The 15,145-nt window shown below is 44.6% G+C and carries 13 protein-coding genes; 7 read left to right on the top strand and 6 right to left on the bottom strand.

Annotated elements, in window-relative coordinates; translation table 11 throughout:
- Positions 1-5: 5 nt before the first annotated feature.
- From HMPREF2983_RS08955 to HMPREF2983_RS08985, 7 genes are all read left to right on the top strand, one after another.
- Positions 6-1,352 carry a glucose-6-phosphate isomerase gene (locus HMPREF2983_RS08955; protein WP_070667802.1) on the top strand — a complete coding sequence of 449 codons (1,347 nt, stop codon included), beginning with the start codon at positions 6-8 and terminating at the stop codon, positions 1,350-1,352.
- Positions 1,353-2,069, top strand: coding sequence for an inorganic diphosphatase (locus HMPREF2983_RS08960; RefSeq protein ID WP_070667803.1), 717 nt, complete (start codon positions 1,353-1,355; stop codon positions 2,067-2,069).
- A gap of 132 nt (positions 2,070-2,201) precedes the next feature.
- Positions 2,202-2,381: a tetratricopeptide repeat protein gene (locus tag HMPREF2983_RS08965; RefSeq protein ID WP_004374231.1), complete on the top strand. Its 180-nt coding sequence runs from the start codon at positions 2,202-2,204 to the stop codon at positions 2,379-2,381.
- A 36-nt stretch (positions 2,382-2,417) separates the two neighbouring features.
- Complete coding sequence (locus HMPREF2983_RS08970) at positions 2,418-2,648, top strand: 4Fe-4S binding protein (protein WP_004374229.1); 231 nt, start codon at positions 2,418-2,420, stop codon at positions 2,646-2,648.
- 14 nt (positions 2,649-2,662) lie between these two features.
- Positions 2,663-3,754 carry a 3-methyl-2-oxobutanoate dehydrogenase subunit VorB gene (locus HMPREF2983_RS08975; protein ID WP_004374228.1) on the top strand — a complete coding sequence of 364 codons (1,092 nt, stop codon included), beginning with the start codon at positions 2,663-2,665 and terminating at the stop codon, positions 3,752-3,754.
- Complete coding sequence (locus HMPREF2983_RS08980; RefSeq protein WP_004374227.1) at positions 3,747-4,514, top strand: thiamine pyrophosphate-dependent enzyme; 768 nt, start codon at positions 3,747-3,749, stop codon at positions 4,512-4,514. The genes HMPREF2983_RS08975 and HMPREF2983_RS08980 overlap by 8 nt, the downstream gene beginning before the upstream one ends.
- A 15-nt stretch (positions 4,515-4,529) precedes the next feature.
- On the top strand, positions 4,530-5,066 hold the full coding sequence (locus HMPREF2983_RS08985) for a 2-oxoacid:acceptor oxidoreductase family protein (protein WP_070667804.1): 537 nt from the start codon (positions 4,530-4,532) through the stop codon (positions 5,064-5,066).
- A gap of 640 nt (positions 5,067-5,706) precedes the next feature.
- On the opposite strand, the gene recQ is transcribed toward HMPREF2983_RS08985, so the two are convergent.
- The 6 genes from recQ to HMPREF2983_RS09015 form a co-directional block, all read right to left on the bottom strand.
- On the bottom strand, positions 5,707-7,884 hold the full coding sequence (recQ, locus tag HMPREF2983_RS08990; RefSeq protein WP_070667805.1) for a DNA helicase RecQ: 2,178 nt from the start codon (positions 7,882-7,884) through the stop codon (positions 5,707-5,709).
- 91 nt (positions 7,885-7,975) lie between these two features.
- Positions 7,976-9,220 (bottom strand): ATP-dependent Clp protease ATP-binding subunit ClpX, encoded by a 1,245-nt coding sequence (clpX, locus tag HMPREF2983_RS08995; RefSeq protein WP_070667806.1) that lies wholly within the window; start codon positions 9,218-9,220, stop codon positions 7,976-7,978.
- A gap of 3 nt (positions 9,221-9,223) precedes the next feature.
- Positions 9,224-9,889, bottom strand: a complete 666-nt coding sequence (gene clpP / locus HMPREF2983_RS09000) for an ATP-dependent Clp endopeptidase proteolytic subunit ClpP (protein ID WP_070667807.1) — start codon at positions 9,887-9,889, stop codon at positions 9,224-9,226.
- A 174-nt stretch (positions 9,890-10,063) separates the two neighbouring features.
- On the bottom strand, positions 10,064-11,416 hold the full coding sequence (gene tig, locus HMPREF2983_RS09005; RefSeq protein WP_070667808.1) for a trigger factor: 1,353 nt from the start codon (positions 11,414-11,416) through the stop codon (positions 10,064-10,066).
- A 260-nt stretch (positions 11,417-11,676) separates the two neighbouring features.
- Entirely contained in the window at positions 11,677-13,995 is a 2,319-nt protein-coding gene (locus HMPREF2983_RS09010; protein WP_070667832.1) for a TonB-dependent receptor domain-containing protein, read from the bottom strand.
- 213 nt (positions 13,996-14,208) lie between these two features.
- A complete protein-coding gene (locus tag HMPREF2983_RS09015; protein WP_004374217.1) occupies positions 14,209-14,628 on the bottom strand; it encodes a hypothetical protein in 420 nt (139 codons plus the stop codon).
- Positions 14,629-15,145 lie beyond the last annotated feature (517 nt).

The following is a 15,145-nucleotide window of genomic DNA, read 5'->3' on the forward strand; positions in this document are numbered from 1 at the left end:
AAACAATGAAAAATATCAGTTTAGACATTACAAAAGCTGCACAGTTCCTAAAATCCGGAGCTGTTGAAGCTTACGAAAGTCAGGTCAAGGCCGCTCAAGAAGCTCTTGAAAACGGTACTTGTCCGGGTAACGATTTCCTTGGTTGGCTCCACTTGCCGTCAAGTATCACGTCTGAATTCCTTGATGAAATCCAGGCAACGGCCAACACTTTGCGTGACAAGTGCGAAGTTATTGTCGTTGCGGGTATTGGTGGTTCCTATCTTGGTGCACGTGCTGTTATTGAGGCACTCAGCAACAGTTTCGCTTGGTTAGTAGCCGACAAGAAGAACCCAACCATTCTCTTTGCAGGCAATAATATCGGTGAAGACTATCTCTTTGAACTCACAGAATATCTTAAGAACAAGAAATTCGGTGTCATTAACATCAGCAAATCCGGCACAACTACAGAGACCGCACTCACCTTCCGCCTGCTGAAGAAACAGTGTGAAGCACAACGTGGCAAGGCAGAAGCTAAGGATGTAATCGTTGCAGTGACTGATGCTAAAAAAGGAGCAGCCCGCACTTGCGCCGACAAAGAAGGCTACAAGAGTTTCATTATCCCTGATAATATCGGCGGACGCTTCTCTGTTCTCACTCCTGTTGGCCTGCTTCCAATCGCTTGTGCAGGCTTCGATGTGAAAGAACTCGTTAGTGGTGCACAGGAAATGGAACGTGCATGCGACAAGAATGTACCGTTTGAAAAGAACCCCGCCGCACAGTATGCAGCTGTTCGCAACGGTCTTTACAGCGAGGCAGGGAAGAAGATTGAGATTGTCGTTAACTTCCAACCGAAGCTTCATTTCTTTGCAGAATGGTGGAAACAGCTTTATGGTGAGAGTGAAGGAAAAGACAATAAAGGCATCTTCCCGGCAGCATGTGACTTCACAACTGACCTGCATTCAATGGGACAGTGGATACAACAAGGCGAGCGTTCTATCTTCGAAACCGTGATCAGTGTAGAGGAACCAGAGCATAAACTGCTCTTCCCACACGATGAAGAAAACCTTGATGGGCTCAACTTCCTTGAGGGAAAGCGCGTTGACGACGTGAATAAGATGGCTGAACTCGGCACCCGTTTGGCTCATGTTGACGGCGGAGTACCTAACATTCGCATTAGTATTCCACGCTTAAATGCCTACTACATCGGTCAGCTTATCTATTTCTTTGAGATTGCATGTGGCATCAGTGGCAACCTACTTCAGGTGAACCCATTCAATCAACCGGGTGTAGAAGCCTATAAGAAGAACATGTTTGCACTGCTCAATAAGCCTGGCTATGAAGCTGAAAGCAAGGCTATCCGCGAACGTTTATAAATGAAAAATGAGATAAAACAATACTTGAAAGAACACGGCTTTGGGCATTTCTGTCCCAAAGCTGTGCTTTTTGATATGGACGGTGTACTCTATGACAGTATGCCTCTCCATGCTATTGCCTGGCAAGAAAGCATGAAGAAGTTTGGTATTCACATGACAACAGCTGATGCTTACGCCACAGAAGGCGCACGAGGTATTGATACCATCCGTCTGTTTGTCAAGCAACAACAGGGCAAAGACATCAGTCTTGAGGAAGCACAACGCATGTATGACGAGAAAACCCGCCTATTCCATGCCATGCCGGAAGCCCCAATCTTCGACGGCGTTTTCAGTATTATGGAGAAAATTCAGCGTTCAGGCATGACGGTGAATGTGGTTACAGGCAGTGGTCAGCGACCGCTTATTGAGCGTCTGCTTCATGACTTCGGACAATACCTTGATGAAGATCATATCACAACTGCCTACGACGTAAAACGTGGAAAGCCCTATCCCGATCCTTATCTCACGGGACTCAGAAAGGCTGGAAACCTGCAACCAAACGAAGGAATCGTAGTTGAGAACGCACCACTCGGTGTTCGTGCCGGTGTCAGTGCAGGCATCTTCACCGTTGCTATCAATAGTGGACCACTGCCAGATGTCTCACTTCTTGATGAAGGTGCCAATGTATTATACGACACCATGACGCAGCTTGTTGACGATTGGGATAATTATGTTTAGTTTTCTGCACATTCTTTAGGGCGTGTGCGCACTTTTAAGCAAAACTATTTTAATATAGCTTAAAATTATTCCGAATGTTTGTTGAAAGTCTTTGTGCATCGTAATTTTGTTTAAGCAAAGACATTTTATGACATGACATCCGAAGAATTTTACACACTTGGCAATGAGTTTCGCCGACAGGGTGACTTCAAACGTGCCATGGAAGCCTATATGGAATCTATCGCACTCAATCCTGAAAGTCCTGCCGTTGAAGCCAAGAAGATGCTTGAAGACATTTATGCCTTCTACTGTAAGGATATGTATAATCCTTAGGATTGCCATAGACAACAAATACATATCAATCACATTATGGGAAAAGTAGTTGGTGCCATCGTGGTAAACGAGGACCGGTGTAAGGGCTGTTCGCTTTGTGTTGTGGCCTGTCCGAAAGCCGTTATCGCCTTGGCTGATAGAAAAGTCAACGTAAGCGGATATCCGTTTGCCGAAGCTGTCCGTCCGGATGACTGCATAGGTTGTGCATCTTGTGCTATCGTTTGTCCCGACGGATGCATCACTGTCTATCGAAAGAAACTTGATTAAACAAGAGCAAATCTATGGAAGAGAAAGAAGTTAAACTCATGAAGGGCAACGAAGCCATCGCTCATGCAGCCATCAGATGTGGCACCGACGGCTATTTCGGCTACCCGATTACTCCACAAAGCGAAATCATTGAAACCTTAGCACAGCTCAAACCATGGGAAACGACCGGTATGGTTGTCTTGCAGGCAGAGAGCGAAGTGGCTTCAATCAATATGCTATATGGCGGAGCTGGTGCAGGGAAGCGCGTACTCACGAGCAGTTCAAGCCCTGGAATTGCATTGATGCAAGAGGGTATTTCTTACATGGCCGGTGCTGAATTGCCAGGCGTAATCGTGAATGTTCAGCGCGGCGGTCCAGGCTTGGGAACCATCCAACCCAGTCAAAGCGACTATAATCAAGCCACACGTGGTGGTGGAAACGGCGACTACAACGTCATCGTTCTCGCACCAAATTCAGTGCAGGAAATGGCAGATTTCGTTGATCTTGCTTTCACTTTGGCTTTCAAATACCGTAATCCGGCAATGATTCTAAGCGACGGAGTCATCGGCCAGATGATGGAGAAAGTGGTACTTCCGCCAATGAAACCGCGCCGCACAGAGGCCGAAATCCTGCGTGAATGCCCTTGGGCTTCTACCGGACGCACAAAAGATCGTACTCCTAACATCATCACTTCGCTTGAACTGATGCCTGAAGTGATGGAACAAAAAAACTTGCATCTGCAAGAGAAATATCAGCAAATTAAAGACAATGAAACACGTTGTGAGCAGTCGAAATGCGATGATGCTGACTATATTGTCGTAGCTTTCGGCAGTGCAGCCCGCATTGCAGAGAAGAGCATGGAGATTGCCCGGGAGCATGATATCAAGCTCGGACTCTTCCGCCCGATTACACTTTGGCCCTTCCCTGAAAAGGAATTGCGCAAGACCGCAGCAGGAAAGAAAGGGATACTCGTGGCAGAAATCAACGCAGGGCAAATGATTCAAGACGTCAAACTGGCTGTAGGCAGCACCATTCCCGTGGCACATTTCGGTCGATTAGGCGGTATTGTGCCTGATCCCGAAGAGATAGTAAACGCTCTAAAGACTAAACTTATTGATAATGAATAAAGACATCATATCACCTGAAAACTTAGTTTACGAGAAACCAAGACTCATGAACGACACAGCCATGCACTATTGTGCGGGCTGTTCTCACGGTGTTGTACATAAGCTTGTGGCTGAAGTCATTGCCGAAATGGGCATGGAAGACAAAGCCATCGGCGTCAGTCCCGTAGGTTGTGGAGTGTTTGCCTACCGCTATATCGACATTGACTGGCAGGAAGCTCCACACGGTCGGGCCCCTGCCTTGGCTACAGGCATCAAGCGTTTATGGCCCGACCGTCTCGTATTCACCTATCAGGGCGATGGCGACTTGGCCTGTATCGGAACAGCAGAAGCCATCCATTCGCTGAACCGTGGTGAGAACATCACAATCATTTTCATTAACAATGCTATCTATGGCATGACAGGTGGCCAGATGGCTCCTACCACTTTGCTCGGTCAGAAGACAGCAACTTGCCCGTATGGTCGCGAGCCGCAACTCCATGGTTACCCACTCAATCTCACTGAATTAGCCAGTCATTTGGAGGGCACATGTTATGTTACGCGACAGAGTGTAGAGACAGTTGCAGCCATTCACAAGGCAAAGAAGGCCATTCGAAAGGCTTTCGAGGCTTCGATGAAAGGACTTGGTTCAAGTCTTGTTGAGGTTGTTTCAACCTGTAACAGCGGTTGGAAGATGACACCACAAAAAGCCAACGAGTGGATGCAGGAGCACATGTTTGAGAAGTATCCAAAAGGAGTTTTCAAGGATACTACCTCACTTTAATCAACAAGGAGACGTATGAAAACAGAAATTATCATAGCAGGTTTCGGCGGACAAGGCGTACTTTCCATGGGAAAAATCCTTGCCTACTCGGGTATGCTCGAGGGAAAAGAGGTTACATGGATGCCTGCCTACGGCCCGGAACAGCGCGGAGGAACGGCCAATGTGACCGTCATCGTCAGCGATGAACGCATCTCTTCGCCCATTCTCAGCAAGTATGACGTGGCTATTGTGCTTAATCAGCCGTCATTGGATAAGTTCATGCCCAAGCTAAAACCCGGCGGAATGCTCATCTACGACGGCTTCGGTATCATCAATCCTCCCACACGTGACGACATCACTGCCTATCGCATTGATGCCATGGACAAGGCCGCAGAGATGAAAAATGCCAAGGTTTTCAACATGATTATTCTGGGAGCACTCCTCAAGGCCTGCCCTATTGTCAGCACAGAAGGCTTGCAAAAGGCGCTCTTCAAGACGCTTCCTGAGCGTCATCACCACCTCATTCCACTGAATATGCAGGCAGTAGAGGAAGGAAGAAAGATGATAAAGTAGGAACCTCCCCAACCCCTTTCAAGGAGGGAAAAGTTAAATTGAGGGACCTCCCCCAACCCCTTCCCAAGGAGGGGAGACTTAAATTGAGAGACCTCCCCCAGCCCCTCCCAAGGAGGGGAGACTTAACTTGCGGGCTATAAACAAGGGTTCGCCAGCTTTCCAAGCCTGCGTAAACAGCTCAGAACGAGATTAATCCAGGCTTCATACATGTTGAAAACTGCACCAATCCAAGCCAAGGAATTCCCTCATTCTGTAAAGATTGTTTGCCTGTTTTTAACACTTCCAGAAGAGACCAAATAGAAATGAAAATGGAAGAAAACAGGCTTTATTTTACGATTTCAAACATTACGGCGTACAATATGAACCATTATACGCCGTAATTTGATGCAGAACACACCGCTTTCTGCACCAAACTACGAGATAAAATGCCAGAGATTACACTGCTTTTCAATACTAAATACAATGTTTTTCAGCGTGATTTTATCTCTTTTTTCACCTCATATTTCATAACTGTTTGATTGATAACGCATTGCAAACTGTCAAAATACGGCGCGTATTTGCAATGAGAAAGACATCCGTTTCAAATACGCGAGCTATGCAAAGGCAATTGTAAAGGAATATGACAACTAAAGAAAAGCGTCTAATTTGCCATTTCCGAAAGAAACTTAATCCTTACCAAACGGATTTCATCTTCGCTGTATTCATCGCCAAGTTCATTGATTGCAGCCTCTAAACTGTCGGTTTCGCTCTCACTGAAATAGTCATAAATATCGTCCACATGGTCGTCATCAATGACTTCTTCAATAAAGTAATTGATGTTAAGTTTTGTTCCACTGTAGACAATGGCCTCCACTTCGTCAAGCAACTCATCGAAAGAAAGTCCAAGCGTTTCAGCGATATCATCGAGTGCAAGCTGCTTGTCGATGCTCTGAATAATCTTCACTTTGATGATACTTTTCTTGGCAACAGTGCGCACGCGCAGTTCTTCGGGGCGCTCAATACCGTTTTCTTCGCAATACTGTTTAATCAAATCGAGGAACTCTTTGCCGTAACGTTTGGCCTTTCCTGCACCGACTCCCTGTATCTGTTGCAACTCTTCGGTGGTTATCGGATACATCGTTGCCATCTGTTCCAACGACGGATCCTGGAAGATTACATATCCCGGAACATCGAGTTTCTGTGCCATCTGCCTGCGAAGTTGCTTCAACATGGTGAACAGTTCGGGGTCAAGTGCCATGCCTACTGCCTCATTTCCCTCTTCTTCCTCATCATCTCTGAACTCGTTATCGCGTACAATCATGAACTCCGTTGGGTTCTTGATAAAGCGCTTTCCTGCTGCCGTCACCTTTAAAAGTCCATAGTTTTCAACGTCTTTTTTCAGATAACCGGCTATTAAAGCCTGCCGAATGACAGGGTTCCAAAGCTTAGGATCCTCATCTTCTCCTGCGCCGAAGTCCTCCAACTGGTCGTGTTTATGCGAAAGAATATCATCGGTTCCACGTCCTTTCACGAAGTCAATGACATACTCTTGACGGAAGTTTTCTTTCACTGCAAGTATTGCCTTGAGCACAATAACCAAGGCTTTTCCCGCCTCAATCTTCTCTTTCGGATGCAGACAGTTGTCACAGTTGTGACAGTTATCATGCGGATATTCCTCACCGAAATAATGCAGTAACATCTTGCGACGGCATACAGATGACTCTGCATAAGCAGCCGTTTCCTGCAACAATTGACGTCCGATATCCTGCTCAGCTACAGGTTTTCCCTCCATGAACTTCTCTAATTTCTTCAGGTCTTTCTGTGCATAGAAAGCAATACAAAGGCCTTCTCCGCCATCACGTCCGGCTCTTCCGGTCTCTTGGTAATAGCCTTCGAGACTCTTAGGAATATCGTAATGGATGACAAAGCGCACGTCGGGCTTGTCAATTCCCATACCAAATGCAATCGTTGCCACAATGACATCAATGCGTTCCATAAGGAAGTCGTCCTGTGTCTGCGAGCGTGTAGCACTGTCAAGTCCGGCATGATAAGGCGCCGCTTTAATCTCATTGGCCTTCAACACCTCGGCCAGTTCCTCTACTTTCTTACGCGAAAGACAGTAGATAATGCCGCTCTTCCCCTCATGTTGACGAATGAACTTGATGATTTGTTTATCTACATCATTTGTCTTCGGGCGTACTTCATAATAGAGATTAGCACGGTTGAACGAGCTTTTGAACTCCTTGGCATCCGTTATACCAAGGCTCTTCTTGATGTCGGAACGCACTTTGTCCGTGGCTGTTGCAGTCAAAGCAATGATCGGAGCAGTGCCAATCTTATTGATTGTTGGGCGTATATTACGATACTCGGGACGGAAATCATGTCCCCATTCTGATATGCAGTGAGCCTCGTCAATGGCATAGAATGAAACCTTAACTGACTGTAGGAACTCCACATTCTCTTCTTTATTGAGTGACTCGGGAGCTACATAAAGCAACTTTGTGCGCCCACTTCGCACATCGTCCATCACCTGTTGAATGGCTGCTTTGTTGAGAGATGAATTCAGATAATGTGCCACTCCAACCTCTTCACTGAGTCCATTGATGACGTCAACTTGGTTTTTCATCAATGCAATGAGCGGAGAAATAACGATTGCAGTGCCCTCCATGATCAAGGAAGGAAGTTGATAGCAGAGGCTCTTTCCACCTCCGGTTGGCATCAGAACAAAGGTATCATGGCCCTCCAACAGATTGCGGATAATGGCTTCTTGGTCGCCTTTGAACTTGTCAAAGCCGAAATAATGTTTCAGTTGCTGTGTAAGATTTGTGTCCTTTGTCATACCATTAGCACGCTTCTTCCCTATCAGTTAATGATAGTTTGGTTTTCCATTGGGTATCCGGACGATGCAATTCATCGCCCGGAAAGATAGTCTATGCAGTCTCGTCGAGCTTCTGCAAATAGGATTTATTCAATTGGTTCTTGGCATAGTCGAGTGTAACGACAAATTCTTTCGTGCGCTTTGACGGTATCTCAAACATTGCATCCATCATGATTGACTCAACGATTGAACGCAAACCGCGGGCACCTAATTTGTATTCCACAGCCTTGTCGACGATGAAATTCAGTGTATCTTCCTCGAAACTCAACTTGATGCCGTCCATTTCGAACAGCTTTTCATACTGCTTGATGATAGAATTCTTGGGTTCAACGAGAATGCGTCGCAGCGCTTCGCGGTCTAAAGGATTGAGATAAGTGAGTACCGGCAGGCGGCCGATAATCTCTGGAATCAGTCCAAACGACTTCAAATCCATCGGCTGCACGTATTTCATGAGGTCGTTTTTATCTATCTTTGCCACGTTCTGTACAGAGTTATAACCCACTACATGGGTATTCATTCGCTGGGCTATCTTGCGTTCTATGCCATCAAAAGCACCGCCACAAATGAACAATATGTTCTTGGTGTTGACATGAATATAGTCTTGATCCGGATGCTTACGCCCTCCCTTAGGCGGCACATTGACCATAGTTCCTTCCAAAAGCTTCAGTAATCCTTGTTGAACTCCCTCTCCACTGACATCTCGAGTGATAGAAGGATTGTCGCTCTTACGGGCAATCTTATCTATCTCGTCAATGAAAACGATGCCTCGTTCTGCTGCAGCAACATTGTAATCGGCCACTTGAAGCAGACGACTCAAAATGCTTTCAACGTCTTCTCCCACATATCCTGCCTCGGTAAATACCGTAGCATCGACAATCGTGAAAGGCACATCAAGCAGCTTGGCAATAGTGCGGGCCAGCAAAGTCTTACCGGTTCCCGTACTACCTACCATGATGATATTGCTCTTTTCAATTTCAACTCCACCATCATCTGCAGGCTGTTGCAGGCGCTTATAATGATTATATACCGCAACAGAAAGGAAACGCTTGGCTTCATCCTGCCCAATGATATATTCATCAAGGTACTTTTTGATCTCCTTTGGCTTTGGAACCTTCTTCAAATTGAAAGGTTCTTCCTTGTCTTCTGCTGCATCCTTGGCACCGACAACGCCTGCACTGCGCACAATGTCATAGGCTTGTTTAGCGCAATCCTCACAGATATAGCCATTCAGTCCAGTGATAAGCAGTCGTACTTCGCTTTCACTTCTGCCACAAAAACTACATGTTTTCTTTGTCATAGCTTACTTCTTACGCACCAAAACCTCGTCTATCATACCATAATCCTTAGCTTCCTGCGCCGTCATCCAATAGTTACGGTCACTGTCCTGCCATACTTTTTCAAATGGAGTATGCGAGTGTTCGGAGATAATCGTATAGAGTTCTTTCTTGAATTTCTGGATTTCTTTGGCCTCAATCTCTATGTCGGAAGCCTGTCCTTGAACACCACCTAAGGGCTGATGTATCATTACACGGCTGTGAGTCAATGCCGAACGCTTTCCCTCCTGGCCTGAAACGAGCAGCACGGCAGCCATAGATGCAGCCATACCTGTACATATGGTTGCCACGTCACTGCTGATGAACTGCATTGTGTCATAAATGCCGAGACCTGCTGTCACGCTACCACCGGGACTGTTGATATAAATAGAAATATCCTTCCCACTGTCTACAGAATCCAGATAAAGCAACTGCGCTTGAAGCGTATTGGCTGTGTAATCATCAATCTCTGTACCGAGAAAAATGATACGATCCATCATCAAACGTGAGAAAACATCCATTTGAGTAACATTCAACTGGCGTTCTTCCAAGATGTAAGGATTAAGATATTGTGCCTGTGATTTAATCACATCATCAAGCATCATACCATTAATACCCAAATGCTTTGTAGCATATTTTCTGAAATCATTCATATAGTTTCCTTTTAAGTTAAGATAAAAAAAGGAGGTTATCCACCTTAATTTATTATCTGGTTTTGCAAAGATAATGCCAAAGAAAAAAGCATCTTGGCTTGCCTCTACATAGACAAAGATAATAAAAAAAGTCGATAACCTCTTATAAAAGAAGTTTTTTTTCGAAAAAATTGATTACTCGCTCATCATCTTGTTGAAGTCATCAAGGCTGATTTCCTTTTCATTCAGCTTAACAACTTTCTTCAAAGCATCAGTCAACTTGATGTCGACAGCGCGGTCAACAAGACCGTCAACATTCTCGCGTTTCTTAAGTATTTCCTTGGCATAGTTTTCAACATACTCGTCAGGAACATTGTTCATGCCATACTGAGCGAATTGAACACGAGCGGTTTCCTTAGCTGCATTGAGTACATCGGCATCATCAACTTTAATCTGATTAGCTGCAACAAGCTGCTCTTTTATCAAGTGCCAAGTGAGTTCTTTGACGCTCTGCTCGTAGTTCTTCTCAACGAACTCCTCGCCTTTATCCTTGTTGTTGTTCAGCATGATGCGCTTCAACAGAGCATCAGGGAACTGAAGTTTTCCTACTTTCTTCTCGCAGTAAGCACGCACATCAAGGATAAACTTATAGTCAGCATCAACAGCAAGCTGCGCTTTCAGACCCTCCGCAATCTTCTCGCGGAATGCTTTTTCATCCTTAACTGTGTCTTTTCCAAACATCTGATCAAAGAGTTCCTGGTCTACCGGATGCTTCTTATAGCGCTGAATATCGGTAATCTGATAGCTGAAGTTACCCTTGAAGTCCTTCACGCGGTCGCGTTCTACCTTCAAAAGTGATGCGATTTCAGCCTCACTCTCATATGCTTCGCTTGGGTTAATGGTAATAATATCACCTAATTTTGCACCATTAAAGAGTGCTTTTTGTGCTTCATTCTTGATGTAGTTAGGCATAATGGAAGCTGCCTCAACGGTAACTCCGCCTTCCTTTGTATTGCCCTGCTCATCGAGTTCGCGCAAGTCACCCTTCAACATGTCGTTATCTTCGTAGCTTTCTGCCTTTTCATAGCTGCCGCTACGTGATGCAAACATATCCACCTGACGGTCAATGAGCGCATCATCTACGGTGATTGTATAGTGATCTATCTTGTTGTGACCATTCAATTCAATCTTGAATTCAGGAGCAACAGCGATGTCAAAGGCGAAAGTATAAGGCGCCGGCTTCTCCAAATCCTGTGCTTCCTGCTTCTCTGAAGGCAGAGGTTCGCCCAACATCTGGATTTTATTGTCCTGCATATACTTGTAGATCTGCTCGCCAATGAGCTTGTTGATAGCATCCATTTTGGCTGATGCACCAAACTGTTTCTTAATCAGTCCCATTGGAACCATACCCGGACGGAAGCCTGGGTAGTTAGCTTTCTTGCGATAATCTTTCAATGTCTTCTCGACACTTGCCTGATAATCAGCCTCTTCAACGGTGATAGTCAGCAGACCATTCACCTTGTCAGGGTTTTCAAATGAAATGTTCATCTCTGATGTTTTTGTTTATATTATGATTGTTGTTTTCGCAATTTTCGGGACGCAAAATTACAGATAATTAGTGAATATACCTAATATATAAGAGAAAAATTTGTTTTTTTAACCATCAAGATAGACTGTTTCCCGAGCTATTACAAACAGAAAAGCGAAACAACAAGCAACAACATCAGTTCTCACGCAGCACAAACTGCACCACGTTTATCAGCATATGCCAATCTGCGCTCTTTGGAGAGAGACTGCGAGAGAGGCTTTTACAGTCGGCCTCTCTCCCCTTTTCCGGCTCCCTTTCCCTTATACTTGCTCTGCGAAGCATTGAAGTTATAGGTCACGGTAAGGCTCACACGACGCGAATACTCATAGCCATATTTGCTGACATTGACACGGTTTCCATAAGTATACGACTTGACTTCATTGGTTTTCAGCAGGTCGTTGACTGACAGGTTGACCGTCCATGCCTTATTACAGAACTGCTTGATGAGCTGAATACTAAGGTTGGAATTAGGCATCATATGGTTAAAGCCATAGTATTCACCAAAGGATTGACGGAAATTCACATGCACCGTGAAGTCATGAGGAAAGGCAAAACGATTGCGAAGTGTAAGGAAGAGATTCGGTTTATTCATGTTTCTGTTGCTTCCATAGCCTCTTGCATCAAAGCTTTGGCGGCTGAAATACAACTCATATGAGGGCTGATACCAACCGAATTTGGGCGAAGCCACAACCGAAGCATAAAGATATTGAAAGTTATCAAAATTGAGATTACGACCGAATCCTATATCCTGTCCGTTGTAAAGTGTAGCTGTCCATAGCATCGCATCCTTGGTATATTCATAGCCAATCTCAGCACTTAGCCACGAATAAGTGCCTGCAACACTTACACTCTGCACCTTTTCGGGACGCAGAAAAGGGTTTCCTCCCTCATAGAGATAGCGGTTGTCATACTGCACTTCATTGCTGAGCATGCCGTAACTCGGACGTTTCGTCTTGTAGACATAACCGCATTGAAATCCCCATTTGCCCTTCTGCCAAGCCAAAGAGAGCGAAGGAAACCAATCAGAATAGCGTCTGCTGGGGCCTTCTTGATACACTCCGAACTCGTAATAATCAGACACTACGTGCTCATAACGCAGGCCGGCATTGGCCGAGAAGTTGCCAAACGTGAATTGATATTCGGTAAATCCCGCTGCATTTCGCTCCTTAATCTCATTCGAAGCATTACTCACAACACCCTCATCATTACTGTATTCACTATGCGAATAAGTGCTCGTGAGTTCTGTCCCCACATTGAGAGAACCTTTCCAAAGCGGATAAGAGAGAATGAGTTTGCCTGCCCAAAGATGATTTTCCCGCAGATTATGCGTCGTAACCGTCTGGTTAGTAAGCTGTGAACTCGCTTCTTCACTCCGTTTGGTCTCATTGTTCTTATTCCACAAGGCCGTCAGATTGAGGTCTACTCCCACCTTTCCAAGTTTCCCCAAATAATAGGCGTTGGCTTCATGATTAGGGCCACCGAGCGCATTTGAAGTATAGGCTTGGTCGATATGTCCTATCGGATTGCCGTTCTTCGTGACGTCTTGCGTAGCTCCGATGGAATGCCCCTTGTCATAGAAATTGCGCGTCAAAGTGTAGCTGAAACCAACAGAATTGTCACTGTCGAAATCGTAACTTGTCCCCCATTTGCCGTAAAGTCCCCACGTGCGACTCATGTTTCGTATGTGCTGATCAACCACAATATCATTCGTTCCATTGATTTCTTCGCGGATATGTGGGTCTTGTGCATAAACCGAAGAGAACACATAAGCATCCATGAAGGTCTCCCAACCACCGTGACGATACTTCAGATAGTCTTCTTGGAAGCCTGTCAAATAGTCGTTATATTTCACATTATTATCGGCACGGAAGCTCAAACCTTCACCTTGCGAGCGCTTGGTTTTGATGCGGATGACGCTTTTCACAGTGGCATCATAACGTGCTCCAGGACTCGTGATGACTTCAACGGTCTTAATATCTGTAGACTTCAACTGCTCAAGTTCACTCTTGTTCTGCACCTTTTTGCTGTTGATATAGATTTCGGGCGTACCTTTTGAAAACACGTTCACGCTGCCGTCATTGCTTACATCAACGCGGGGCAGCTGGCGAAGCACGTCAGAAGCCGTTCCCACCTGTGCCAAAAGTGTGTTGGCAATGTCGACTGAAAGGCCGCCCGCAACAGGCTTAAACTGAGGCCGATTGGCCTTCACCACGACTTCTTTCAAGGCATGCACCTGTTCTGTCAGCGTCAATGTGCCGGCATCATCGCCGTTAATCTGCTTGAAAAGCGGGGCATATTCCACCGAGGTCAGCTTCAATAAATAAGATTGTTCCTGGGGAACCTCGATATGAAACCGCCCATTTTCATCGGTAACAGCACCCTGCACAAAGGTCGAATCAATAGGGTTCAACACCATTACATTCACAAAAGACAGGGGCTGCTGCTGTCCATTGACTACCTTTCCAACGACTGTCGGCGTTGCAGAAGCACTGACAAAAGAGAGCCACAGAAGGCCCGTTGCGAGGAGTTTCTTTTTCATACGATTGATATTTCTATAGCATTTGACGCTTAAACTCACCAAAAAGTCTATGCCAGACGCAATATTCCTTGTGTCTATTCCATTTACGCAGAAACTCGAATGCTGTGACATTAAAATACAAAAAAATAGAGACGAAACACTTTTTCTGTGCTTCGTCTCTATTTTTCCGGCGTCATCAATGTGTTATGACACGCCTTATTGTCTTTCAAGACATTAATTTTCTACAATCTTAACAGCTACACTGAGCTTGTCAATCTTTGCTTGTGTCTTGTTAATCTTCTTCTGCAATTTGTCGAGTTTCTTCTGACTGCTTTGCAATTTCTTATTGATTTTCTTTACTTTCTTAAGCTTCTTCATCGTTGACTTAGCGTCTTTCACAGTGTTTGAAGCGTTAGAAGTATTGAAATCTGTCGTAGCAGCATTTGCCTCAGCATTGATAGATGCAGCTTCTTCTGTCATAGAATTATACTTCATCTTTTCCTTTTCAAAATCTAACTGGAGTTTTTTCAGCTGTGTGTTAAGCTGCAATACTTCTTTTTCACGCTTGAGATCTTTCACAGTTTCTTCGCCTTGAGCGAATGCAAATACGGCAATCATCACTGCCACACATGTAAATAATAGTCTTTTCATCATTTTATCCTTTATACATTAAGATTGCAAATATAGAAAGAAATAACATATCCTACAAACATTTTTGATATAAAAATTAAATAAAAGAAAAGAAATTTCACCTTGTTTCCACTTAAGAAAAGGGAAATATGTTAATTTTAATCATGAATATTTACAACAGCAATGAAATGCCTGAAGAATTTGAAACAAAGACAAACTCCAAGCCAAATGCAAGCCAAAATTCATGAGCTTGCAATGCAATGACAATCAACAAGTTACAAAAGAAGCAGCAAAACAAGCAATGAAATGCCATTGAAAAGCAGTGTAACTTGCGTCAGATTACAACGCATTCTGACTTAAATCACAGCATGGTTTGAGTCAAATAGCAACGTAACATGAATGGAGTTACATGCCAAAGAGATGGAAACGAAAGCGTTGAAATCATGAAATGGCTTTGCACAAGCGCTGAAAACGCATTTTTATTTCTATTTGACTGCGTTCTGAAGTGTTAAAAACAGAAAAGAAATTAAACAAAAAGCAT

The sequence above is a fragment of the Prevotella sp. HMSC077E09 genome (assembly GCF_001814685.1).
Classification (GTDB): domain Bacteria; phylum Bacteroidota; class Bacteroidia; order Bacteroidales; family Bacteroidaceae; genus Prevotella; species Prevotella oris.